This is a genomic window from Armatimonadota bacterium, assembly GCA_013314775.1.
Lineage (GTDB): Bacteria > Armatimonadota > Zipacnadia > Zipacnadales > JABUFB01 > JABUFB01.
This window is the reverse complement of record JABUFB010000005.1, coordinates 247,384-270,924: the sequence shown is the minus strand read 5'-3', so window position 1 is coordinate 270,924 and position 23,541 is coordinate 247,384. Positions and strand designations below refer to the sequence as shown.

18 protein-coding genes are annotated in these 23,541 nt (G+C 63.4%); 8 read left to right on the top strand and 10 right to left on the bottom strand.

Features of this window, described 5'->3' with window-relative positions:
* Positions 1-49 precede the first annotated feature (49 nt).
* The 5 genes from HPY44_05420 to HPY44_05400 form a co-directional block, all read right to left on the bottom strand.
* Positions 50-415 carry a hypothetical protein gene (locus HPY44_05420; protein NSW55431.1) on the bottom strand — a complete coding sequence of 122 codons (366 nt, stop codon included), beginning with the start codon at positions 413-415 and terminating at the stop codon, positions 50-52.
* The gene (locus tag HPY44_05415; GenBank protein NSW55430.1) at positions 387-734 is read right to left on the bottom strand and encodes a hypothetical protein; all 348 of its coding nucleotides are present in this window, start codon (positions 732-734) and stop codon (positions 387-389) included. The genes HPY44_05420 and HPY44_05415 overlap by 29 nt, the downstream gene beginning before the upstream one ends.
* A gap of 33 nt (positions 735-767) precedes the next feature.
* The gene (locus HPY44_05410; GenBank protein ID NSW55429.1) at positions 768-1,838 is read right to left on the bottom strand and encodes a peptidoglycan bridge formation glycyltransferase FemA/FemB family protein; all 1,071 of its coding nucleotides are present in this window, start codon (positions 1,836-1,838) and stop codon (positions 768-770) included.
* 38 nt (positions 1,839-1,876) lie between these two features.
* Complete coding sequence (locus tag HPY44_05405; GenBank protein ID NSW55428.1) at positions 1,877-3,997, bottom strand: hypothetical protein; 2,121 nt, start codon at positions 3,995-3,997, stop codon at positions 1,877-1,879.
* Positions 3,998-4,114: 117 nt separating this feature from the next.
* Complete coding sequence (locus tag HPY44_05400) at positions 4,115-6,574, bottom strand: PBP1A family penicillin-binding protein (GenBank protein NSW55427.1); 2,460 nt, start codon at positions 6,572-6,574, stop codon at positions 4,115-4,117.
* A gap of 458 nt (positions 6,575-7,032) precedes the next feature.
* Between HPY44_05400 and HPY44_05395 the strand changes: the two genes are divergently transcribed.
* From HPY44_05395 to HPY44_05370, 6 genes are all read left to right on the top strand, one after another.
* On the top strand, positions 7,033-7,914 hold the full coding sequence (locus tag HPY44_05395) for a DMT family transporter (protein NSW55426.1): 882 nt from the start codon (positions 7,033-7,035) through the stop codon (positions 7,912-7,914).
* A 126-nt stretch (positions 7,915-8,040) separates the two neighbouring features.
* Positions 8,041-8,424, top strand: coding sequence for a response regulator (locus HPY44_05390; protein ID NSW55425.1), 384 nt, complete (start codon positions 8,041-8,043; stop codon positions 8,422-8,424).
* Between the two features lie 29 nt (positions 8,425-8,453).
* Positions 8,454-9,851, top strand: coding sequence for a hypothetical protein (locus HPY44_05385; protein ID NSW55424.1), 1,398 nt, complete (start codon positions 8,454-8,456; stop codon positions 9,849-9,851).
* Between the two features lie 53 nt (positions 9,852-9,904).
* Positions 9,905-13,471, top strand: a complete 3,567-nt coding sequence (locus HPY44_05380) for a hypothetical protein (protein NSW55423.1) — start codon at positions 9,905-9,907, stop codon at positions 13,469-13,471.
* Positions 13,472-13,484: 13 nt separating this feature from the next.
* Entirely contained in the window at positions 13,485-13,628 is a 144-nt protein-coding gene (locus HPY44_05375) for a redoxin domain-containing protein (protein ID NSW55422.1), read from the top strand.
* Positions 13,629-13,646: 18 nt separating this feature from the next.
* On the top strand, positions 13,647-13,955 hold the full coding sequence (locus tag HPY44_05370; protein NSW55421.1) for a redoxin domain-containing protein: 309 nt from the start codon (positions 13,647-13,649) through the stop codon (positions 13,953-13,955).
* A 208-nt stretch (positions 13,956-14,163) separates the two neighbouring features.
* Here the strand turns inward: HPY44_05370 and fsa are convergent, their stop codons facing one another.
* The 3 genes from fsa to HPY44_05355 all read right to left on the bottom strand — a co-directional run bounded on the left by fsa (position 14,164) and on the right by HPY44_05355 (position 17,423).
* Positions 14,164-14,814: a fructose-6-phosphate aldolase gene (gene fsa / locus HPY44_05365; protein NSW55420.1), complete on the bottom strand. Its 651-nt coding sequence runs from the start codon at positions 14,812-14,814 to the stop codon at positions 14,164-14,166.
* A 68-nt stretch (positions 14,815-14,882) separates the two neighbouring features.
* The gene (locus HPY44_05360) at positions 14,883-15,116 is read right to left on the bottom strand and encodes a NifU family protein (GenBank protein NSW55419.1); all 234 of its coding nucleotides are present in this window, start codon (positions 15,114-15,116) and stop codon (positions 14,883-14,885) included.
* Positions 15,117-16,460: 1,344 nt separating this feature from the next.
* Positions 16,461-17,423: a sugar kinase gene (locus HPY44_05355; GenBank protein ID NSW55418.1), complete on the bottom strand. Its 963-nt coding sequence runs from the start codon at positions 17,421-17,423 to the stop codon at positions 16,461-16,463.
* Between the two features lie 183 nt (positions 17,424-17,606).
* Between HPY44_05355 and HPY44_05350 the strand changes: the two genes are divergently transcribed.
* Positions 17,607-18,812 carry a hypothetical protein gene (locus HPY44_05350; protein NSW55417.1) on the top strand — a complete coding sequence of 402 codons (1,206 nt, stop codon included), beginning with the start codon at positions 17,607-17,609 and terminating at the stop codon, positions 18,810-18,812.
* Between the two features lie 77 nt (positions 18,813-18,889).
* The gene (locus tag HPY44_05345) at positions 18,890-19,636 is read left to right on the top strand and encodes a hypothetical protein (protein ID NSW55416.1); all 747 of its coding nucleotides are present in this window, start codon (positions 18,890-18,892) and stop codon (positions 19,634-19,636) included.
* A gap of 14 nt (positions 19,637-19,650) precedes the next feature.
* Here HPY44_05345 and HPY44_05340 read toward each other — a convergent pair whose 3' ends face one another.
* Positions 19,651-20,784, bottom strand: coding sequence for an LCP family protein (locus tag HPY44_05340; protein ID NSW55415.1), 1,134 nt, complete (start codon positions 20,782-20,784; stop codon positions 19,651-19,653).
* Positions 20,785-20,808: 24 nt separating this feature from the next.
* Positions 20,809-23,481, bottom strand: a complete 2,673-nt coding sequence (gene mutS, locus HPY44_05335) for a DNA mismatch repair protein MutS (protein NSW55414.1) — start codon at positions 23,479-23,481, stop codon at positions 20,809-20,811.
* Between the last annotated feature and the right edge of the window lie 60 nt (positions 23,482-23,541).

Genomic DNA, 23,541 nt, shown 5'->3' with positions numbered 1-23,541 from the left:
AGACCCGCCGGTCCAGCGGACTCAGGCGGGCTGTGTTGGTTCGCGTGTTTCAGTGACACTTTTTGGTCAGCTTCGCACCCGGATCAGGGGGCATGCGGGCCAGCAGAGCCCGGGTGCTCAGTTCGAGGACTGATACGGCGACACGGTCCACCAGCCTCGGACTGTTCGGGAATTGCTCCGGACGATCGGGTTTTGCCGGCAGGCGCTCCGGCGCCCCTTGCGGAGAGGGCACGGAGCGACGCGCGAGAAGGTATCCGACACCGGTCCCGACCGCAATGCCCAGGGCGGCCGCGAACCACGGCCTGCAGAGGGCCTTGCGCAGGACATCAGGCCTGATCTCATCAGTCAGCTTCTGCTTGATCGCTGCCCAGCGGCTGCTCAGGTCCTCAACTGTCACCCGCTGATCGCTTTCCATCACGCTTCCTCTTCTCGCTACCAACAGCGCGGGCACAAAGCACCCCGACCAGCACACAAAGAACGAAGGAGACGGCATAGGCCGCGCTCGGAACGCCGAAGAGCTCCACCATCAGGTGGAAGAGCGCAAGGGCCAGCATCAGGGCTGCCGCGAAGGCAAACCCCAGTGCGAGCCCGAGAAACACCACTCGGCGCGCCGCCTTCTTCAGCGGTTCGGAGAGCGCGCGGTCCACGGCGTCGGCGGCATTCTGCTTGAGGTATTCCCCCAGCACCGCCACGAACTCCCGCAGGAGCTCTCCGAGCGTCCTGTTTTCCTCCATGGCTGGCCTCCGGGCTCCGCTCGCGACTCCGCGTCAGTCCGCCGACTGCTTCTGAGACCGCTTCAGGATGCGCTTGGCGAAGGGAACGGCGCGCTCGAAAAGTGCATGCCACAGCGGTGAGAGCACCAAGTTCCAGTCGCCGATGTATTCGACGTACTCGGCGGCGAAACCTCTCTTGAACCGATTCAGGCCAGCAAGACGCTCCACGACGGGTTCGCCGTCAACCTCAGGGGACACACCCCGCATGTCATAGACCCGACAGCCACGCTCCTTCGCCCAACGCATCATCTCCCACTGCATGAGATGATTCGGCATGAGGTTGCGGTGCTCGTTGGACGAGGCCCCGTACACGTACCAGGCTTGCTCACCAAGAACGAAGGCGATTGCTCCTGCGACGGGTTGACCCTCCACGCGGCTCATGAAGAGACTGGCAAGACCGGGCTCCACAAGATACTGCCACATATCGTGGAAGTATGAGCGCGACCGGATGCCGAAGCCGTCGCGTTCGGCGGTCACGGTGAGCAAGTCGTAGAACGGGTCGAGGTCTTCGCGCTGGCAGTCCGCCTGCACGGTGACGCCGTGTTTCGCAGCGTAACGAATGTTGTAGCGCCATTTGCTGTGGAAGCGCGCCATCACCTCGTCGAGGGAGGCAGAAAGATCGACCTTCATGACCGCTCGGGGCTGGACGCCGCCAAAGCCCTCTCTCATGGGTCCGGGATCGCGAAAGGACAGGTCGCGCAGGCAGGACAGATACCAGCTATCGGACGGCTCGATGGCGGGGTCAATGCGCAGCGCGATTGCACCATGGCGTCGGGCCTCAGCGCGTATTTCAGCGATCAGCTGGGTGAAGCTGTCGGTGTCACCGGGCGTCACGATGGGACCCCGCGGGCAGTAGAAGAGGCAGCGCCTGGTGCGCGGGATGGTGCGCTTCAGCACCAGGGCGACGGCGCGGATACCATCGGTCCGACGCACGCTGAAGTAAAGCGGTTCCCACCCGGTGCGCGCTTTGAGTTGCCCCCACTCCCAGCACTGGAGCACGTCACCGGCGGGGGCAGCGGCCACAAACCGGTTCCAGGCCGCGCGATCGTTTTCGTTGATCTGCATCTGGGGGCAGCTCTCTCCCGTCGTGTGGGGATATTTCTTCAGTCGTCGTCCCCGGCCTGTGGCTGCTCCGCGGCGTCGGCGGCGCGTCGTGCAGCCCACGCTTTGGCCTGCGCAACTCGCTGCTTGCGCTGAGCCGCCACTTCAGCCGGGTCCATGGGCCGGGGCACGGCGAAATCCGGGTCATCCGCCTCGTAGAGACCGAAGAGCGCCCGGAGCACCTCGCGAGCGATGGGTACTGCAGTGCCACTGCCGCTGCCGGCCTGCGCGACGAAGACGCAGACCGCGTATTGGGGCTCATCGGGCCTGGCATCATACGGCGCGAAAGCGATGCACCAGGAATGGTTTTCCTTCCGGCGGTCGTGCTGGGCAGTTCCCGTCTTGCCGCCGACGAGAAGCGGACGGCCTAGTGGCTCTCCAAACACCGAGGGCCCGGGATTGTTGATCTTGCCCCCGAGCTGGGACAGATCGTTGAGGAGCTTCGCGGTCCCGTGTTCCATGGTCACCGCGCGGCGCATCCCCAGGCGGACGATCTGCAGAGTGTTTTCGTGCTCGAGCTTCACCTTTTCCAGCACCCCGGCGGGCTTGGTCGGCGGCAGGTTCATGCGGGCCGGCCAGCGGATGCGACGGACCAGATGAGGCCTGGGGAGCTTACCGCCATTGGCCACTGCAGCGCACACGCGAGCCATCTGGGCAGGCGTGACGGTGAGTTCCTGACCGATCACGTAGTTGAGAGAGTTCCCCTGGGTCCATGGGCGTTCACCGTACCTGGGTTCCGGCACGTCGCCGGAGAGCTCTCCTTTCAGGCCGAGCCCGGTAGGGCTGCCCAGGCCAAAGCGGTGGGCATACAGGGCTATATCATTGGGATCGAGGCCGAACTTGAGGACGCAATTGTAGAACCAGATATTGCAGGACTTGGCGATGGCGGAGACGAGGTCCACGGGACCATGGCCGCCGCGATCCGCCATCCAGCACACGAAGGGGCGACGCTTGCGTCCAACGTGAATGGCGCCGGTGCACACCGCGGTGCTGGTTGGCTTGACGTTTGTTGTCTCGAGAGCAGCACAAACGGAGACAACCTTGAAGATGGACCCCGGGGGGTACGTCCCTGCCAGGGCTTTGTTCAGAAGCGGCAGGCCCGGGTCCTCGAGCGCCTGTTTCCACTGGTCCCCGGTCAGCCCGAAGACCCAGTCATTGGGATCAAGACACGGTTCGCTGGCCAGGACGATCACATCGCCGTTGCGGGTGTCAAGCACCACCGCCGCACCCATGCGTTCCGGGTGGCCCTGGAGGGCCTTGCGGAGTTGCCTCTCGGCCACTGCCTGGGCCCGAGCGTCGATGGTGAGATAGACCTGAGCGCCAATCTCCGGTTCCCGCGTGGCGATCAGGCGCTGCGGGTTACCGTTGGCGTCAACCTCATATATCGTGCGGCCCGCGCGACCGGGCAGAATGGGCAGCGTGCGGTCACCGTTGGTGTCCAGCTCGAGGAGCGCTTCGGCCCCTTCGGCGCCAATGATAGAATCCGGCCGGTAGACCGGGTCGGTTGCGGTGGCTTCGAGTTCCGATGCAGTGGGGTCGTCCGGGTCGGGCGGCTGTTGGTACCCGGACAGCCTGTCCAATTGCTCGCGACTGATCTGCCGGGCATAGCCGACCGCCTGCGCGGCGAGACGTCCGTAGGGGTAATGACGGCGGGTCGTAGTCACGACGACGATGCCAGGCAGCTCGATTCGATGCTCTTCGATGGACGCGACCTGATCAAAGGTCAGGTCCTGACCGAGGGTCCCAAGAGGCACGGGCTCGACAGCTTTCGCGAGCCGAGCATCGGCAAGAGCATGGCGTACTTCGGCGGTCGATGTGGGCGCGTCTTCGGTCGAGAGGACGCCCGCCAGGAACTGCACGATGCGTTCAAGCTCCTGCTCATCACGGGGAAGCTCGCCCGGCACGGCGTGGAGGCTCCAGACATCGCAGTTCTCCGCAAGGATATATTCGCCCCGGCGGTCATATATGAGGCCGCGCGGCGCAGGCTTGTAGACCACTGTGGTGCGGTTGTCCAGGGCGCGGGAGGAGTATTGGTACCAGTTGGTGAGCTGGAGCCACCAGAGGCGCGCGAGCAGGACCGCAAGGAGCAGCCCCATGAAAGTGCCTAGAATTCGGATGCGCAACGTCTGCTGATGCATGAATGATTGGGACGGCCTCGCGGCGTGGTACCGTCGGCACGAGGCGATGGGATTTCGGTGTCGGCACGACTATGACTGGCGCTTAAAGGCAGAACCGGCGCTCTACTCGCCGGGCGGCCCCGGCACGTCGGCCTGGCCCTGGGGCCTGTCCGCCGGCGGCCCCGGAGAGGTCGTGGGCCCTGCCGCAGCAGCTGGCGGCGCTGCGCCTCCCCCTGCCCCACCTTCAGGCCGATCCGGCTGGACAGCAGCCGGGCTCTCGCCGTTGCCCTGGGGCCGTGCGTGTTCGCCACCAGATCCCCCGCCGTGAAGACTGCAGCGGCTGGTCGGCTGTTCGCCCGCCGGGAACGTCGCGGTGCGAGTGGACGGACAACCGGGACCGGCCAGCTGCCCGGTTGAGGTGCAGATCCGCCGGGTAACCAAGCCGGCCCCGATGGTGTCCGGTCGCACCACTTCAGTCTCAAGGGACTGATTGCCCCCGGGCTTTGTGTGCACATCGCAGACGCCGGGCATTTCCTCGTCTCGCCCGATCCAGACAGTGCGCTTCGCCGGGCAGTAGGGCCCGGCACGAAGCCCAGTCTCCACACAGACCTCAATGCGGGTGCCCTCGCGCTTGGCGGGCTCTCCCCGCTCAACCGCAGTGGCGCCAGGGCCCTGAGGGAAGTCGCCGTTGCAGCCCAGAATCTCGCTGGCCTGCTTGATGAAGGAAGCCCACACTGGTGCTGCCCAACCGCCTCCAGTGGCGCCGTACAGACGGGAAGGTCGCTCGTTCCCAAGCCAGATAGCGGCGCACAGTTCCGGAGTGAAACCGACCCACCACACATCGCAGGCGCTGTTTGTGGTACCGGTCTTGCCACCCGCAGGGCGTCCACAGGCTCGAGCGCGAGTGCCTGTGCCTGACTGGACCACCGTCTGAAGCATGGACAGCATGCTTTGAGCGGTAGTGGAGCGGATGACGCGCTCCAGCTCGGGCTGATAATTCACCAGCACGCGGCCTTCCTGGTCTTCGATGCGGCGCACGTAGCGGCAGGTCGGACGCAAGCCGTTATTGGCGAAAGCGCAGTAGCCCAGGGCCTGTTCGAGAGGGCTAAGATTGGATACTCCGAGAGCGATAGCCGGGTATGGGGCCAGGCGCTCCCGGGGGATGTTGAGCATGCGCGCAGCGAAGCGAACGACCTTGGAGACCGACAGCTTCAGCACCAGACGCACGGAGACCAGGTTGACCGAGTCGCGCAGGGCATTGCGAAGGGTGTATGTGCCCCCCTGGCGGGGGGAGTAGTTCTTCGGCGACCAGCCGTTGATATTGATGGGCTCAGCGCTGAAGACTGAGTCCGGCCCGTAACCGTTCTCCACGGCGCACGCCCAGATGTAGGGCTTGAAGCTTGATCCGGGTTGGCGGCCATATCCCGGCGGGCCGGGGTGAGCACGGTTGGTCTGGACCTGCTTGTAATCCCCGACACCGCCGACCATAGCAAGCACGCGCCCGGTCTTGACCTCCACGCAGGCCAGCGCTCCCTGTCCGCCGTGAACACCGGGCTTCATGGCCCCGCTGCGCCGGAGGCGCTCGACCTGCTGGGTGAGTTCCTTCTCGGCGATCTTCTGAAGGCGGGTGTCAAGCGTGGTGTAGACCCGCATCCCACCCTGGTAGACGGTCTCATCGCCGTATTCGCGAATGAGTTCGCGCAAGACCCAGTTGGTGAAGTGAGGCGCGAGCAGGGAAACAACACCACGTTCCTGCAGAGGCTTGAGGCCCTGCTTGATGGGCACTTCAGCGGCCTTTCTGCGCTCGGCTTCGGTGATGAAGCCCTCCTCTGCCATAGCCCTGAGCACCGCGTTTCGGCGCTGCTCACAGCGTTCCGGGTAACGGTAGGGGGAGTAGCCTACGGGCCATTGAGGCATTCCCGCGAGCATGGCTGCCTCATGCAACTTCAGGTCCTTTGGGGCCTTCCGGTAGTAGAGCTTGGCGGCGGTCTTGACGCCGAAGGCGCCGTGACCGTAGCAGACCTGGTTCAGGTACATCTCCATGATCTCGTCCTTGGAGTACTTGCGCTCCATCTCCAGGGCGAGAACGGCTTCCTTGACCTTGCGATCCCAGGTGCGTTCCTGGCTGAGCCAGACGTTGCGGACAAGCTGTTGAGTGATGGTGCTCGCGCCCTGTTTGACGTCCTGGTGGCGCAAGTCGACCCAGGCGGCGCGCAACATGTCCCGAGGGCTAATTCCCCGGTGGGAGTAGAAGCGCCGGTCCTCAATGGCAATGGTAGCCTGGACCAACTCCTCCGGTACATCTTTCAGTTCCACTGGCTCGCGATCTTCGTCGAACACCTTGGCGAGCAACTGGTGGGTCTCGGTGCCGTCGGGGTGGACCTCGGTAGAGTAAATCTCAGTGGAAAGCCGGGGGCGGTAGTCCCACAGCTCATCAGACTGGGGCATGATGTGGTTGAGTTGCTGCATAGCGCCCAGGACGAACCCCGTCCCGGCGAAGCAGCAAACAACGACCCCCGCATTGAGATAGCGGAAGAAGTATCGGACGGGTGAGACTGCCTTCTTTCTCCGACTGCGACGCATATTCGAGCACTCCGGCAGGAAATCGCAGGTCGATTATACGGCATGCAGAGAAGGTCCGCAATCGCGGGGCCCTGATGTGCAGGAGCATCGGTCTCGCGGGACGCGTGCCGGCTGAGCCGAACCGCGTTCAGCGGACCCATCGCCCCGAGTCCCTGCCCCACAGGCCGTGGAGGGAGGGACAGCGCATAGCCGGGGCCTGTATCCCCCGGTATCCGCCGGATACTGCAGGCGGATGGCTCTATCCGGAGCCGAGCCTGCCAGCACACGCCACGGCCCCAATACCCCGGGCACCGGACGCTGACCTCGCACCCGGCAAGCACGCCTCTCACAAAGTCGGATTCTCCTGCCCTGATGTAGCGACGTCTGGCCCGGCTGGAGTGTTCCGCGCGGGCAGGTCTGACTGCCCCACAGGAGGAATGGGCCGTCTGCGCGCCATTTCACTCCCTGGGAACGGCTCTGTGTCTCAACTCGCATACGCCTATGCGCTGGCTGCAGTCTCCACGCTCTGCTGGGGCGTTGTCGTCGTGCCGATCAAGCTAACGAAACTTTCCGGCAAGCTGGGTATCGGCATCTCCATGCTCACCGGGGCACTGGCCACGAGCATTCTTGCGGGCCGAGAGCTGTTGGCCTTCGCGTCGCTCCCGTGGACCGAAATGGGGAGATTCGCGCTGACGGGCACGCTCCAGTTCACGCTCGGGTGCATGCTCTACTACGAGAGCATCCGGCGGGGCAGTATGAGCATCGCCGTTCCAGTGACCCGGCTCAAGGTCATTCTTGTGCTGGCTTTCACGCTGGCGCTGGGTCTGGAGACCTTTACCTGGTGGCTCCTGGGCGCGTGTGTGCTTGTGGTTCTGGGCGGCGTTGTCCTGGGTCTTCAGACCAACTGCGCGCCGGAGGGCAAATCCCGCGACGGTCACCGGCTGTCACTACTTCTGGCAATGGGGGCCTGCATCTGTTGGGGGGCGGGTGAGACGCTGATCGGAACCCTGCCCGAAAGCATCAACGCGGTGGCCAAGAATGCGCTGCTGCTGTGGTGCGGGCTGGTGGTGTATGCCGGGTACGCAGTGGTGTCGGGCGCCTGGCGACGGTTCGCGACCATACCAAGCCGGGACATCCTGTGTTACGTAACCCACGGCCTCATAAGTTTCTCCGTGGCTTACGTGCTTATGGTCAGAGCGATCGAGATCGCCGGTCCCCCGCGGATCAGTTGTATCACGTCAACTTACCCCATGATCTCTGCGATAATCGGCTGGGTGTTCTTCCGGGAACGGTTCTCGGCGGCCGCAGTAGCCGGCGCGTGTCTGCTGGTGGCGGGGGTAATCCTGCTGCAGTTCGGGTAACCCCGGCTCAGGCCACAGGCAGGTGACGGAGCGGGCAAGCGGGAAACCAGCCTTTGCGCAGGGTGCGCCTTCCGCAGTCGCTGCCCCGTGATTGGGCGCAACCATGGTGAAAGGATTGGCTCGCATATGCCCAGAATCCTCGTGGTCGACGATGATCCCGCTGTGCGCGAGGTCATCCAGATGCAGCTTGAGATGGCCGGCATGGAAACAGACACTGCCGCCAACGGTCGCATTGCTCTTGAAAAACTGTGTGCGAGCGTCGTGGAAAACAAGCCGTATGACCTGATCACCCTCGACATTGTGATGCCGGAACTCAATGGATGGCAAGCGTTGAAGGCAATCAAGAACAATCCACTGTGGCAAGACATCAAAGTGATTGTGGTCAGCGGAGAGTTGCAGTCCGCTGAGGACCTGACGCACATCATCGAGTACGACGGCGTGTTTGTCGAGAAGCGAATGGGCTTCACACAAGACGTCGCGCTGATTGTGCAACGCATCCTGGAAGCATAGTGCCCACTGGCGACTTGGAGGCGCAGCGCGTGGCAAGCGGAAAGAGCCCGGCCTTGGGCGCCGGAGCGGCGAGTGTGGATATCACCCCGCGTTGGGGAGTGCATCTCGCGGGTGACATTGCCCGGCACCGACCCGCACAGCAGGTGTGGGACCCCCTGCACGCGAGAGCTTTGGCGCTGGAGCTTGGGGCGACCCGGGCCTGCCTGCTTTGTGTGGATGCAACGATCATTACCGGGCAATACACGGGCTGGATCCGGGAGCAGTGCGCCTCACGCTTCGGCCTGGATCCCGACGCGATCATGGTCCACGCAACTCAGACCCATTCGGCGCCGACTCTGGGCCACATCATGCTGGACCCGGACTTCCCCGAACTTCCGCCCGAACTGGAGTGGGTGCGCGGGAGTGAGGACTCCCACAGCCGTTGGGCGGCCTCGCGGTGCGTGGAGGCAGTGGGTCATGCACTGGAAGGCCTGCGGCCGGTGTGTCTTGGGTCGGTCAGTGCGATCGACGGTCGCTGGGCACACAACCGTCGGGCGGTGAGAGCGGACGGGTCGGTGGGAATGCCCGGGCCGACGTGGGAAGCGCCTCTCGGTCCGACGTGGATCAAGTACATCGAAGGCCCGATCGACCCGGAACTCGCGGTTCTGAGCTTCCGCGATGAGGCGCTGGGGTTCGTGTCGGTGCTGGCCAACTACGCTTGCCACCCGGTGCATGTTTTCCCCCGGCCTTTCGTGTCGGCGGACTGGCCCGGCGCACTGGCGGATAAGATTGAGAGCGACTGTGGGCCGGGTTGCACGGCTCTGGTGGTCAATGGCGCCTGCGGGAACATCAACCCGTGGCCGCCTTTCGACCCGGAGTACGTGGCGGATCACCGGCGCATGGGCGCAGGACTTGCAGAGACTGCCCGCACCGCTCTGGCACACACGCGATTCGAGCCCGTAGCCGCCCTGGCAGTCCATGTCACCCGTCTGCCAATACCCTTGCGGGAGTTGACGTCCCAGGAAAGGGCGCATTGCGAGGACGTGCTGTCTCGTCATCCAGTGCCGCAAGTGACGGGGAATGATCCGGTGACTATAGACCCGGCATGGATGGCGGCAGCGAGCCAGTGGAGTGTGGAACTGGCGCGGCGTCGATCACCTGTGCTCGACTACGAGATACAGATTCTGCGCATCGGAGACGACGCTGTCGTCGGGCTTCCGGGCGAGCCGTTCGTGGAGCTTGGGCTGGCGATCAAACTCGCGTCGCCGGCAAGACGCACTCTGATCGCACACTGCACATCCCAGTACGTGGGGTACATCCCTTCCGCGGAGGCGCTCAAACGCGGCGGACACGAAGCGAGCACGCGGTACTGGGCGAAGCTATCCCCCGAAGCCTTCGAGATGATCCGCGATGCCGCGATAGGGGCTCTGCAGATCGTTTTCGCGTAGGGTGCCCAAACCAGTATCCGTACATCCCGCGCAGGGCGGAACGAGGAAACCAGATGCGAGAGAGAATGCTGACAACCGTATTTACAGCTCTGCTGCTGCTTGTGGCAGCAGCGTGTACCGGACAGGGAGAACCCATGGAGCAACTGGTGACCTACGCGCCGGATATCGTGGGCGTTGACCGCATCTTCATGGTGGTGCTGGCGCTGCCGGTGGATGCGCCCAGGATGGAAGTCACGCACCCCGACAGCATCGTCTTGTTCGACCGCACACCCCTGCCGGCGAAGCACGCCGAGCGCAGGTACTACTTCCGGTCAGTGAAGCCCGCGGAGAATGCGGAGATACGTTTCGCGGGCGGCGGGTACGACATCCGCGTCCCGGTGACGATCTGGTCCTACGACGACCTGCGAGAGTTCCGTCAGCTCAAAGGTTACCAGTTGCCGCGTCGATGGCCGCTGGGCGAGATGCTGCCGAGCTTGAAGGAAGGGCGCACGGTGTACACCGACGCGGACATCGCGCGCATGACCGGGGGCGGCCCGGGAAGGGCGTCACAGTGGGCCGCGATGAGCGACGATGATATCTGGGCCTTGCAGACCGACAGCACCATCCCGCGCTGGCACTGGGTGAACGTGTCCCACGGGTGCCCGGTTCACGGGACGGAGATCTATGCGAAGAAGGCATACTATCCGTGGGAGAAGGACACATCGTTTCCGTACCGCTGGAAGATCAAGTGTCCGGTGGGTGGCGAGGAGTATCCCTCCAATGATTTCGGCGCCGGAGACATGACCAGCGGCGAATTCCCGGACGACGGCATCGGCGGCGGGTACCCGCAGGGAGGGCAAAGGTACGGGTTCATTGCGGAGATCAACCAGGCATATTGCCACGAAATGTTGAAGGTGGCGCCGGATTGCGCTCGAGCGTACATTGCCACCGGAGACAAGACGTACCTGCACAAGGCCCTTGTGGCTTTTTCCCGTCTCGCCCTGGAATATGCCTACCTTGCGACAATGACCCAGCACCGGCACCGCAACAGCCAATCACAGGTGGAGAGGCTGGGCCCTGCGCCTTTCAGCGAGGGGCCATCACTGTATGGCGCGGGGCTTACGGTCTACTGCATCGACCAACCCCGTTACCAGTGGAGCCACGCGGAAGCGTACGACCTCATCTTCCCGGACATTGAGAAAGATCAGGAGATCATCCCCTTCCTGCAGGGCAAGGGAATTGATGTGCAGACCCACGAGGACGTGCGGCGCTTCCTGGAAGAGAATCTCTTCGCAGTGTGGATGCAGGCCGCGATGGACGGGGCAACCCATTCCAACGAGCCATTCCACCAACGCGGTTTGATCCGCATGGCCGAAGTGCTCAACTACCCCCGCGGCAACGAGTTCATGGACTGGCTCTACGACGGCGCGGGGAGAATGCGGACCTTTGTACCCAACGGGTTCTTTCGGGACGGCGCGCCCTACGAGTCCACTGGCGGCTACAACTCGATGCATGTGACTGCGCTTGGGCCAATTGTGGAGTCTGTGGAACATCTCCGGTCGATGCGTCCCGAAGTCTACCCCGAAGACCGGTACCCGAGCCTGAGCAAGTCCGTGCGGTACCGCAATGTGTTCGACTTCTGCATGGATACCGTCACCATCGACCGCTCGTTCCCGCAGATCGGAGACGGCGGGAGTCACCCGGAGTACCACAAGCTGCCCAAGATCACCTGGCACGATGCGGACATCCCGGCCTTCGAGCACGCCTACCGGATCTTCAGGTCACCCAAGTTCGCCTGGGCGCTGGCCAATGCACCCGGGTGGCGACCATCGCCTGATTTCCCGTTTACGAGACAGGAGATCGAGGAACAGGCGGCACTGTGGCCCGATGATTGGAATGATGCGAGTTCTCTGCACGACGGATACGGGATCGCGATCCTGCGCGGCGGCAAAGGCGACGCGAAGCGGGCTTTGTGGATGCGCTACGGCTGGGCGCGGGGGCATAACCAGGACGACCTGATGGACATCGGGCTGCAGGCGCATGAGGGCCTGATCCTGGGACACATGGGCTACCCGCGCAACTGGGGCTACTGGGAGTACTCGTGGTCCAGCCACAACCTGGCGCGACAGTTCCCGTACTTGACGCAGGTCGCGCGCAGCGAACTGTTCGCAGATGCCGGGATCGCGCAGGTAGCCGAGTGCGTGGCGAAGGCGCACAACAACCTGGGTTCGGACGGGGTCCGAGCCACGCCGCCGGAAAACTACGGCCAGCGCCGGACCCTGGCACTGGTGGACGTCTCGCCCACCGAGTTCTACTGTGTGGACTTCTACGATGTGAGCGGCGGCGAGGACCACTGGTGGGCATTTCACTGCCAGGAAGGCGATTTCACCACCGGGGGCATTGAGCTCAAGAGACAAGAAGGCGGAACCCTGGCGGGACCCGATGTGCCCTACGGCGATACACAGTGGCTCAAGGACCACGGCGCCACTCTCCACCACAGCTATGGGTGGAGAGGTGTGAACTTCGTCTTCCCGTTCCTGTACAACGTGGACAAGGGAGCCACGCGCGATCCGTGGTGGGCGAATTGGAGGCTCAAGACGGGTGATGGTTTGCAGGTGCGACTGCATATGATTCAGGCCGCGAACGGCGACGGGAGCCCGGTGGAGGTCAACATCACCGACGGCAAAGCGGCGTCCGGCGGCTCACCCTATGAGATGAAATGGTTGATGTTGCACGCGAAAGGCGCCGAACCGGTACGGAGCAGTTTCGTGAGCGCGCTGGAAACATATGAGGGAGAGCCGCTGATTACTTCGACCACCATGCTCACCCTCTCCGAGGGCGTTGGGACTGCAAAGGCCTGCCGGGTCGCACTGGCCAACGGACGAGTGGATACGCTGGTTCACTCTACAGACGCCGAAGTCGCTTGCAGAACCGGGGATGGCCTGGAGTTCGCGGGGCGCTTCTGCTTGTATGCCGAGCGAGACGGGGTGCCGGAGGCGATGTCGCTGGTCGGCGGCACCCGGCTCGAGAAGAACGGCTTCGGAATCCAGGCCCAGTCAGGTGAATACCGGGGACGCGTGGTGTCGGCGGATTACGCTAACCAGACGGTGCGAATAGCCCCCTGTCCCCCATCCCCCGGTGCAATGGAGGGCGCCACGATCTATTTCAGCTTCGGCCCGCGCCGCGTGGCGTATAAAGTCATCGGGGCGCGCAAGGTCGGCGATGAAGCCGAGCTTGTCCTGTACACCGACCCGCGCATCGGCACCGGCCGAGTGGCGGCCGTGGCAGACAACAAGGTACGGTCAGCAACCGAGTTCCCCCTGCACAACTACGGCTATTATCAGGGTGCGTGGATGGTGAGTCCTGACGGCAAGACCGGGTACACGTTGAGCGATGTCCGTAGCGGCGATGGCGCGTATATCGACGCGCAGGCCCATGGAGGCGCCGGCGCGGATGTCCTCGCGGCCCAGTTCCCGGAAGGCGCGTGGTTTGACGTCTACGACTTCGGACCAGGGTACGAGGTCATTTGGCCATATTCAGTGAGTGTGAAGAAGACTGGTGAACACACATACGAGGTCTGCGCGCCGGTGCCGGTGACGATTTCGCTGCCGCAGGGCGCGCAGGCGGTGGCGAAACCCTGAGGAGGAAGGAGGCATGAGACCGAAAAGCGGGCGCGTGGAGATCGGCCTTCCGGCCCCGGATTTCACCCTTCCCGACCATAAGGGCGAAGTGTTTCGTCTTTCCGACCAGCGTGGCAAGGGCGCCATTCTCCTGGTCTTCAACCGTGGTTTTGGGTGACCGTTCTGCCGCGCAAGCATGGCGCAGTTGCGCCGGGATTATGCCACGCTGCAAGCAAGAAGTGTCGAACCCGTCGTTCTCGGGCCGGATAGCCCCGAACGCTTTGCCCAGTACTGGGCCAAGCACGATCTGCCCTTCCGAGGCCTTCCCGACCCCTCTGCGTCGGTGCTCAAGCTGTACGGACAAGAGGTGAACCTTTTCAAGCTTGGTCGCATGCCCGCCATGGTGCTGGTAGATCGGGAAGGAGTGGTGCGCTCCGCGCACTACGGAAGGACAATGGCGGACATTCCCGCTGTTTCGGACATATTGGCGGACATTGAAGGCTGAAGGCCGGGCGAAACCAAGGGGCCGGCGTGGAGAAGGACTTTCAGCCCGGACCAGGGGCACGGCGTCCGGTGCAGCGAAATGCCTGTGTGAGAACCGGCAACGGGGCGCAATTGACTGACGCGCTCATTGCGAGGGGTGACGGCAAGCAAACCCGGGCGGCCGCCTAAGGGTGACCGCCCGGCAAAGGCGCGACAGGAGATTGTCAGGTTCAGAGGCTTTCCTGGAACTTCTTCCAGTCCGCCAGGAAACTCTCGAGGCCGCGGTCGGTCAACGGGTGCTTGAACATCTGCTCCATGACCTTGAAGGGTACAGTAGCGATGTCCGCGCCGATCAGGGCAGCCTCGGTCACAGTCATGGGGCTGCGGACGCTGGCCACGATGATCTCTGTCTCGAACCCGTAGTTCTCGTAGATCTGCTTGATCTCCGCGACGATCTTCATGCCTTCATTGCCCGCATCATCAAGTCGGCCAACGAAGGGCGAAATGTAGCTGGCTCCGGCCTTGGCGGCAAGGATCGCCTGGTTGGGTGAGAAACAGAGGGTGACGTTGGTGTGAATGCCCTCGGCGGACAAGACCTTGACCGCCTTGATACCTTCGGGGATCAGGGGTATTTTCACGACGATATTCGGCGCCCATGCGGCCAGCCTGCGCGCTTCTTCGAGCATCTCCGGCGCGGTCACGCTCACCACTTCGGCGCTGACCGGGCCCGGCACCAAAGACACGATCTCTTTGACGACTTCCTCGAAGTTGCGCCCCTCCTTGGCAACAAGCGACGGGTTGGTGGTTACGCCGTCCACGCACCCCCAATCCATGCCCTTGCGGATCTCGTCTACATTCGCCGTGTCGAGAAAAAACTTCATGCCCTATCACCTGTGTTGCCTGCGGCTGGACGCACGCAGCATAACGCCGGGGCAATCCCGGCTTTCTGCTATTGGCTGGCGCCAACGACCTGAGTGACTTCCGGGATCTCCTGCTTCAGATGGCGTTCGATGCCCATGCGCAGGGTCATCTGGGACATCGGGCAGCCCTTGCAGGCTCCCTGGAGCTCGACCGAAACGACGCCGTCCTCGCTGACATCCAAAAGCGTGACGTTGCCGCCGTGGGCCTCCAGAGCGGGACGAACGTCCTCCAGTGCCTTTTCCACTTTTTCCTTGAGGGTCATCTAATTTGCCTCCAATGGGCAGCGTTGTGGCCAACGCATCCATTATATAACTCTATTACGTTCAGCACAAGCAGTCTTTCAACGGGTCGTGGCAAAGGGCATCCGGGCGAGAGTGCGCGGATGCCCACGGGCACCAGTTTACCACGCGACGCCCCTGTGCTCAAGGCCCAAGTGGAGCGAAGCGGAAAGGAACCCGTGGAATCGGCGCACCTCACATCACTTGAGCCCCCGAAGGGGGGACAGAAATGATGAGAGCGCTCCGCGGTTGTGCGTCCTCATCCAAGAGCTGTTGGCTGACTTCGGGTGCCGGCATTCATGGGCTGCAGTCCGCTTCGCGGACCCTGCCCCGGATAGTCCTGCGCCACCCTCTCGCGGGTTACGGATCGAGGCAGTGCCCCGTTTCGGTGTCGAGCAGAGCCGAGGGAGAGTGCGAGGCCCCGGCGCGAACGGCCCCACCTGCCCCCCGTGCACGCACCCGGCACAAATCGGGTGCGTGCACGGGAACTGAAGCGCTCGCCTGATACTGGGAATTGGTCTACAGGTTTCGAATACCCCCGCGGACACTTGTATCCCCCGGCGGTGTCCCATCGGAATCCTGTTCCCAGGGCCAGGGGCCATTATACTCGGGCTTTTCCGGGACCGGGTTCCACATTCGCCAGTCCCGGAAGGCATGCCCCCCGGGGCGAAACCAATCGCCTTGCCGCGGCTCAAGAGTCCGAAGGCCGTGACGGTCGGGCACGGCTGAGTCAGGCCAATGAAGCATCCTGTCCAGAGAATCGTAGCGGTGGAAGCGCCAACGAAGCCAGGCATTATCCGAGTCGTCTTGGCGGTCTTTTCCTGCCGTCCGGGGACGGTTCCGAGCAGCCGCGCGCAGCCTGGTCCGCATGTTCTGGCGCTCGGCGTCCAGCCCCCAACGAGCGCGGAATGCGTCGCGATCGGCGCGCGGAATATTCCGGCCGGCGGCAGCACTTTGAGCAAGGTCGCCAGGGGTGAGCTCGGGAACTGCCACACTATCGGATTCCGGCTCGTCGAAGGGTTCGGGCAGGCGGGACCCCTCCAGAGCCCGATCCGCCGGAGACGATTCGGTTGTGGCGGGAGTCCGACTGGCCAGTGTTCCCTCGTTGGGAGCGACCGTCATGCCTTCACCCACGACCTGGCCGATGGCGGGGACGCAGGAGATCACAGCAAGTACGGCCGGCAGCAAGAGGGACGTTCGATGAGCAGCCACGGCAAACACCTCCTCTGAGTTGTGCGCAGAGCAGGTGCCTTGGGTGCCGCAATGAAGCCCGGACGCCCTCCAGGTCCGGTCCGCAACTGTGGTGACGTTCGCGTCGCCGCGCTTGTTCAGTCGCGGCGCAGATCGAGCCAGTGGGCACCATCGCGTTCGGCCAGGAACTCGAGGGTGCCGTTGAAGTCACGCACACCGGCGGTCGTTCCCATGGCGGTGACGCACAGGGCCCCGACGGCGCTGGCGAAACGCGCAGTGCGTTCCAGATCCCAGCCTTCGAGCACACCGCGGAGAAACCCGGCAACGTAGGCGTCACCAGCCCCCGTGCCATCCATCGCGGCAACTTCAAACGCAGGCACAGTGAACGCCTCACTCAGCGTGCGCACGTAGGAACCCGCATCACCCATCTTGAGGGCCACCGTGCCAATACCCATGTCCAGCAGCGCGGCGGCCACGTCGGCAGGCGCATCCTGCCCGGTGATCCTCTGGGCCTCAGAGAGTCCAGGCAGGAAGAAATCAGTATGCGGGAACAGCGGGGACATGAGGCCGAGCCAGTCCACGGTATCGTTCCAAACGGTATCCAGGGAGGTGATGACGCCCGCCTGCTTGGCTGCCTGGAACACGGACGCCGCGGGTTCTCCATCGAAACCGGGCATGACCAGTGCGCCGGCAAAGTGAAACACCTTCGCGCCGCTGATCAGATCCATGTCCAGTTCTTCCGGTTTCAGCCGGGCGTTTGCCCCGATGTAATGGATGAAAGTGCGCTCTCCGGCGTCATCAACCATGATCATCGTGGCGGATGTCCCGACTTCCGGGTCACGCAGGATGCGGGAGGCATCAGCACCGCAGCTGCGCAGGGTCTCGCACACGAAGTCCCCAAAACCGTCGCTGCCCACTTTGCCCATGATGGCCACGTCGCCGCCGAGTTTGAGCAAAGAGATGCCCGTATTGGCCGCACAGCCTCCGATGCCGATGCCGATCTCGTCGACCAGGGAAAGCCTCCCACGTTCCGGCCAGTCATTGACCGGTTTTCCCCAGACGTCGGCTACCAGGATACCAAGACAGACTACGTCGGCCATTGCAAATCACCTCGAGCGGATTTGGGTCGGACACAGGGGAGGTTCCACGAGCATGTTCGGGAATCCTCCGTTATCCCAGAGAGCTTGCGAGACGGGCCGCTTGCTTGACGCAGGAACGGCTGTGCTATATAGTCAGCTATGCTCCCACAAGCTGCCCGGAGTCTGTACGAGGAGGGTGTTCGTATGCCCACATTGCGCCTCAGCTTCACCATCGTCGCTGTCCTCTCGCTAAGCCTTCTCCTGATCCTGCCATGTCTGGCCCAGACCGGCGAATCTGAGAGCATTTATATCGCGAACACGAAGGTCATCACGATTCGCGAGAAGGGCACATACAACACCATCCGGGACCGGGCCGTTGCCATCGACAAGGCCATCACTCAGGTCATTTCCACCCAGGACACCCAGAAGCTCAACCTGACGATGAAGGAGGAGGGGGGGCTGTGGCGGATCTATGCGGGTCCTGTTCAGCTCGTCACCGTTTTCCCATCAGAGGCAAAGGCTAACGGCCTGCCCCCCAAGAGCCTTGCGGCAGTGTGGTTGAAGAATCTGCGCGAGGCGTTCCCGCGCTGCACCCCCTGCTCCAAGCTCCCCGCCAGCGCGTTTCAGCCAAAGCCCGGACAGGCGCCGGCGGCTGTGACGCCCAAGCCTCCCGCTCCCGATGTCCCGAAGCCTGAGGCTCCGGAAGCCCCCGCGGCGCCGGAGACGACCCTGGCCGGGGCCACCACCCCACGGGCGGTGGTGCCGGCCGGTCCCGTGGTCGCAGCCATCGGAGCGCCCGAACTGCTGGTGCGCGATGCGTTCAATACCGTGCGGGCGCTGACGGAGGAAGAGTACGCCAACAAGCGCGAGGAACTGGTTCAGCACCTGATCCAGGACCTGACCCCATTTATCACCGGGAAGGTCGCGAGCACGCTCCAGCCGGCCACAACGCACATTGCGGCGGTTCCCGCGCAGCCCGGCCCCGCCGTCCCGGTGACAACGACGCCGGTGGAGCCGGTGGAGCCGGTGGAGCCCGCAGTCGAACCGGTCGCCCCGGTCGAGCCCAGCACCAGCGACACAGAAGTCACCACCACCGCGCCAGCGGCCGGCGCCGTGAGTGTCCCGCCCCCGAGCCCCCAGGCTAGCGTTCCAGCAGCGGCCAACCTGCCCACGGCGAAAAGCGGTGACCCGTCGTATGCCAAGGTGCCCCAGAAGAACCGCATCCGGAAGAAGCTGGAGGCCACGCGGGAGCCCTACCTGAACTTGCGCCAGAGCAATTCAGACGCCGCCAAACCCATCGCCGACCTTCTCGCAGCGTGCCGTAGCGCCTATGCGAGGGGGGATTTCGATGAATCAGAACGCTATGTGGACTCCGCGCTGAAGCTGCTGGGTGTGGATTTCACGGAGTAGAGAATTGGGCGGATATCGCTTGCGGAAACGGGCCAGAGGGCTTTGCTCTCCGGCCCGTTCCTTTTGGGCGAACTGGAATGGAAGCATCGCCAGAACAGTGGGACACCGTATCCATGCAGGCCCGGCGTAAGGGGTCTACGTACTTTGCGCTGATGGTGGTCACTGCCATCTGCGCGCTGGTTGCGGTCCTGTACTTCACCGAGGGCTCGAACGGGTGTATGCGCCGGACTGTGGTTCTCCCCGCACTGCGGATTGTCGACTACGAGCAATGGGCGCGTTTCCAGTTCAGTGTGAACTTCCCCAACAGCAAGCCGCTCAACTGGGACATCGCAGTTGCCGCTGTCAGGCTGTACAACGAGAAGCCGATGGGGCCTTTCGTACTCGCCGTCGAGCCAGGCCGGCACGGGAACGACTGCTCGGACTTTGTGGCTTGCGCGGTTGATGAGGGGCTGGGAGTGGGTGCCCGGTTCCGGCGTGCCGGCGGCGAGCACATACATGGAGAGAACCCGCGGCTGTTTGAAGCGATAACCTGGGCGCCCGGGGTTCCGGTGCAGCCGGGCGACATAGTCAGCGTGCGTCACTCGCCTTGGTACAAACCATATCCAGGCGCCTGCTGGCACGTGGGCATTGTCGGAAGCGACGGCCGAGTGTATGACTACACGAAGCTGAAACGCTGGCCTGAGGCGCGCTACAGCCGGACGCCATTCGCGGAGTTCGTGCGGAACTGCCACAGCCCCGGAGATGTGGTGATCCGGAGACTTGCGCCCCAGTACCGGTACCGCATCAAGCCCCTGCCGCAGACCGAGTCGGCATCGACCATGTAACCCCGGCGCGCCCCTTAGTCCTCGGTTTCCTCAGTACCCCCCGCTTCCGAGCGCTCGGGCCCCCCACCGATTGTGGGGTCGGCTTCCACATCTTTGTCGGGAGCGATCTCTCCACCCGAGAGCGCCGCGTCGACCTCCTCCATTCGCGCCTTGGTTTCGCCCGGAAGCAGGATGGCATACCATGCGCTACTGTGCTCAGGGCGAGTGGCGATTACACGAGAGATGGTGTTATCGAGGTCGAGCTCCCTCGCCAGCAATCCGAGCGCCGCAAGCTCGGCGACGGTCATGTTGGTGCTGACCATCTCGCGCAGCGCGTGAACCACCTGGGGCAGACGGGTCACGGTGGCCGGCTTGGCCTTCTGCTTGACCAGTTCCTTGAGCACGTACTGCTGGCGCTGGTTGCGCATGTAGTCGCTGCTCGCTCTTCCCCTCCAGTCCTTGCGGTGCCGAACGAAACCCTCGATCTGTTTGCCGTTCAGGTGCTGGAAGCCTTTCTTCAAGTCGATGTCCAGGCCGCCGTAATTATCGCGGTACTTCATATCGCGGTCCACGTAGAGGTCCAGGCCGCCCACGGCATCGAATAGCTTGGGAAAGCGGGTGACATCGGTTTTTATGTAGAAATCAATGTCCAGCGGATAGCCCACCTGGCGTCTGAACATCTCCTCCACCGTGCGCAGGGTCATGATCTCACCAGTGCCCTTGCGGCGGTTGAAGGCGTAGACCGCATTGATTTTCTGATACCCATAACCCGGGATACGGACTTTCAGATCTCGGGGGATCGAAACTGCCGCGGCGCGCTTGGTATCCTTGCGCAGCATGACAAGCATTATGGTGTCTGCTCGCCCGCCCTCACGCTTCTCATCTGTACCCAGGACCAGGATGTTGACCTGCTGCTTTCCGGGGCACAGTTCCATCCCCCCATGGGCGAACACGGACCCGAGCAGGCCGCCACTTGCGCGACGTGTCCCGGCGGACAAGCTCGCCTGGCTGTCGCGCCCGTTGGCCTGTGGAGCCATGAGCACATCATAGACACCATAGGTACCGGCGAGCACGACAAAACTCGCGAGGGCGGCAACGAAAGCATCCAGGGCCACGCGGTTGCGCACCGGAGGACGATAGGGACGTGAAACGGCAACTGCACTGGGCAATATTGTACTCCTCGCGTGATCGCTTCAGACCATTCGCTTGCGCGCCTGGTCCTGTAGTTCCTTCAGCATGACTAACGCTTCAACAGGCGTGAGTGTCTCCAGTTCGAGCTTGCAGAGTCGGTCCACCACGGGGTCGGGAGCGGCCTCGAAGAGCTGTAACTGGATCGCCGGGGCCACTCGCGCCGCAGCGTCACGAGACGGGGCGACACCGGCGCCCAGATCCTCCTGTTCCAGCGAGTGCAGGACCTCCCGCGCGCGTTCAATGACAGCTCGGGGCAGCCCCGCAAGCCGAGCAACCTGTATGCCGTAGCTGCGATCGGTTCCGCCCGGCACAATCTTGCGCAGGAAGACGATGTCTTCCCCCTGCTCCTTGACCGCAATGCGCAGATTGCGAACCCGAGGCACGGTCTCAGTCAGCTCGTTCAGGTGGTGGTAGTGGGTCGCGAAGAGGGTCTTCGCGCCGATCTGGTTTACGATATATTCGGCCACCGCCCAAGCGATGGACAGGCCGTCAAAGGTGCTTGTCCCGCGGCCAATTTCATCCAGTACGATGAGGCTCCGGGCCGTGGCGTTATGCAGGATATTGGCGGATTCGGTCATTTCGACCATGAAGGTTGACTGGCCGGTGGCCAGGTCGTCGCTTGCTCCCACGCGGGTGAAGATGCGATCAAGCACCCCGATGCGCGCAGACCGGGCGGGGACGAAGCTGCCCATCTGCGCCATGAGGCAGATGAGCGCAACCTGCCGCAGATACGTGCTCTTCCCCGCCATGTTGGGGCCGGTCACGATAAGCATCTGGCTATGCTCGCAGTCGAGATGGGCGTCATTGGGCACGAACGCTTCGGCCAACTGGGTGCGCTCCACCACGGGATGGCGGCCATCCCGGATTTCCACGATGTCCGAGTTGTCAACCTCCGGGCGGGTGTAATTGTATTCCACCGCCACCCGGGCCAGGGAAAGGAGCACATCGAGTTGGGCCACTGAGCGGGCTGTGGACAAAAGACGGTCGGCCTCAGCGGCGACCTGTGCGCGCACCTGGCAGAACAGGTCATATTCCAGCTCGTGGGACTTCTCCTCCGCGCCGAGTATCCTGTCCTCCATTTCCTTGAGCTCGGGGGTGATGAAGCGCTCGGCGTTCACGAGGGTCTGCTTGCGCAGGTAGTCTGCAGGCACCCGATCAGTGTTGACGCGTGAGACTTCGAGGTAGTACCCGAAAACCTTGTTATAGCCGATCTTGAGCTTCTCGATCCCCGTGCGCCGGCGTTCCTTCTCCTGAAGCTGTGCGATCCACTCACGCCCATTCATCATGGCGTCCCGCAGTTCATCAAGTGCGGCGGAATAACCATCGCGGATGACGTTGCCCTCAGTGATTTGGGCGGGTGGTTCGTCTGCGATGGCCCGGGAGATCAGGTTGGCAACGTCCTCGAGCGGATCGAGTTGGTCGCGCAGGTCTGCGAGGAGGCCGTCTTCGGCGGAACCGCTCCGCCCCGCAGCCAGGGACCGGATAACCTCCGGCACGGACGCGATGCTTGCGCCGAGAGCGGACAAATCCCGGGCATTTGCGGTACCTGCAGTGACGCGGTTAGTGAGGCGTTCAAGGTCGCGAACGCTGCGCAGCGCTCCCCGGAGACTCTCCGCCATGACTGCGTCCTGCACGAGGGCCTCGACGGCATCCAGCCTGCGACAGATCTGGTCCACATCCAGCAAGGGCTGCAGGAGCCACTGCTGCAGGAGCCGGGCGCCCATGGGTGTGAGGGTGCGGTCAAGGAGCGACAGGAGGCTGCCGTCGCGGGAGTTATCGCGCAAGGTGCGTACAAGCTCAAGATTCCGGCGGGTCGCGGAATCGATGACCATGAACTGCGCTGTTGAGTAGGTCGCGATACCGGTGAGATGCGGTAAGGCGTCCATGCGGTTCTGCTTCAGGTACCGGAGCGCAAGAGCCGCGGCACTCTGGGCAGCGGGCATCTCTTGGCACCCGAATCCACGCAGTGAGTCAACCCCAAAGAACTCCTGAAGCTGCCTGCTCGCGGAGCGGAACTCCGTCGGGTCAGCGTCCAGAGTGGTCACCTGCGCCCGCCCTACTTTCGATAGGACAGCGTCCATTCCATCCTGCTCGGCGAGTTCGGAAGCGACCAGTATCTCGGCGGGCTGCAGGCGGGCAATCTCGTCAGCAACTGCAAGGAATCGGCCGTCTCCCCCATCCAGCCCGGATTCCAGCGTCTGCGGGCCTGCTGTGTGTCGCGGGACAAGGGGTATCTCGGTGACCAGAAAGTCTCCCGTGGACACATCCACCACCGCGATGCCGGCACGGTCGCCGACGACGTCCAGGGAGAGCAAGAAGTTGTGGTCAGCCCCCTGCAGGAGTTCGTCCTCCATGAGAGTGCCGGGAGTGATTACCCGGGTCACCTGACGACGAACCAGACCGCGCGCCAATTTCGGGTCTTCCACCTGGTCGCAGATCGCGGCGCGGAAGCCTTTTGCAACCAACTGCCGCAGGTATCGGTCCAGGGCGTGATACGGCACTCCACACATGGCGATTCGTTCATCGCCCGAGTACTTGCGGCTGGTCAGCGTAAGGCCGAGGGCCTCGGATGCCACCCGGGCATCCTCATCGAACATCTCGTAAAAATCACCCATGCGAAACAGGAGCAGGACATCGGGATAGTCCCGCTTAGCCTGCGCCCACTGGCGGTACATGGGTGTGAGGTCGCTTTCTTTCTTCACAGACTGGACACCCGCGGATCCGGGGAGTTGATG

Bases quoted from the DNA above. Each gene is read 5' to 3' on its own strand.
- HPY44_05410 (NSW55429.1), bottom strand. From the start codon at position 1,838: ATGCAGATCAACGAAAACGATCGCGCGGCCTGGAACCGGTTTGTGGCC.
- HPY44_05370 (NSW55421.1), top strand. From the start codon at position 13,647: ATGGCGCAGTTGCGCCGGGATTATGCCACGCTGCAAGCAAGAAGTGTC.
- HPY44_05350 (NSW55417.1), top strand. From the start codon at position 17,607: ATGCCCACATTGCGCCTCAGCTTCACCATCGTCGCTGTCCTCTCGCTA.
- HPY44_05415 (NSW55430.1), bottom strand. From the start codon at position 734: ATGGAGGAAAACAGGACGCTCGGAGAGCTCCTGCGGGAGTTCGTGGCG.
- HPY44_05360 (NSW55419.1), bottom strand. From the start codon at position 15,116: ATGACCCTCAAGGAAAAAGTGGAAAAGGCACTGGAGGACGTTCGTCCC.
- mutS (NSW55414.1), bottom strand. From the start codon at position 23,481: ATGTACCGCCAGTGGGCGCAGGCTAAGCGGGACTATCCCGATGTCCTG.
- HPY44_05345 (NSW55416.1), top strand. From the start codon at position 18,890: ATGGAAGCATCGCCAGAACAGTGGGACACCGTATCCATGCAGGCCCGG.
- HPY44_05390 (NSW55425.1), top strand. From the start codon at position 8,041: ATGCCCAGAATCCTCGTGGTCGACGATGATCCCGCTGTGCGCGAGGTC.
- HPY44_05380 (NSW55423.1), top strand. From the start codon at position 9,905: ATGCGAGAGAGAATGCTGACAACCGTATTTACAGCTCTGCTGCTGCTT.
- HPY44_05375 (NSW55422.1), top strand. From the start codon at position 13,485: ATGAGACCGAAAAGCGGGCGCGTGGAGATCGGCCTTCCGGCCCCGGAT.
- HPY44_05420 (NSW55431.1), bottom strand. From the start codon at position 415: ATGGAAAGCGATCAGCGGGTGACAGTTGAGGACCTGAGCAGCCGCTGG.
- fsa (NSW55420.1), bottom strand. From the start codon at position 14,814: ATGAAGTTTTTTCTCGACACGGCGAATGTAGACGAGATCCGCAAGGGC.
- HPY44_05355 (NSW55418.1), bottom strand. From the start codon at position 17,423: ATGGCCGACGTAGTCTGTCTTGGTATCCTGGTAGCCGACGTCTGGGGA.
- HPY44_05400 (NSW55427.1), bottom strand. From the start codon at position 6,574: ATGCGTCGCAGTCGGAGAAAGAAGGCAGTCTCACCCGTCCGATACTTC.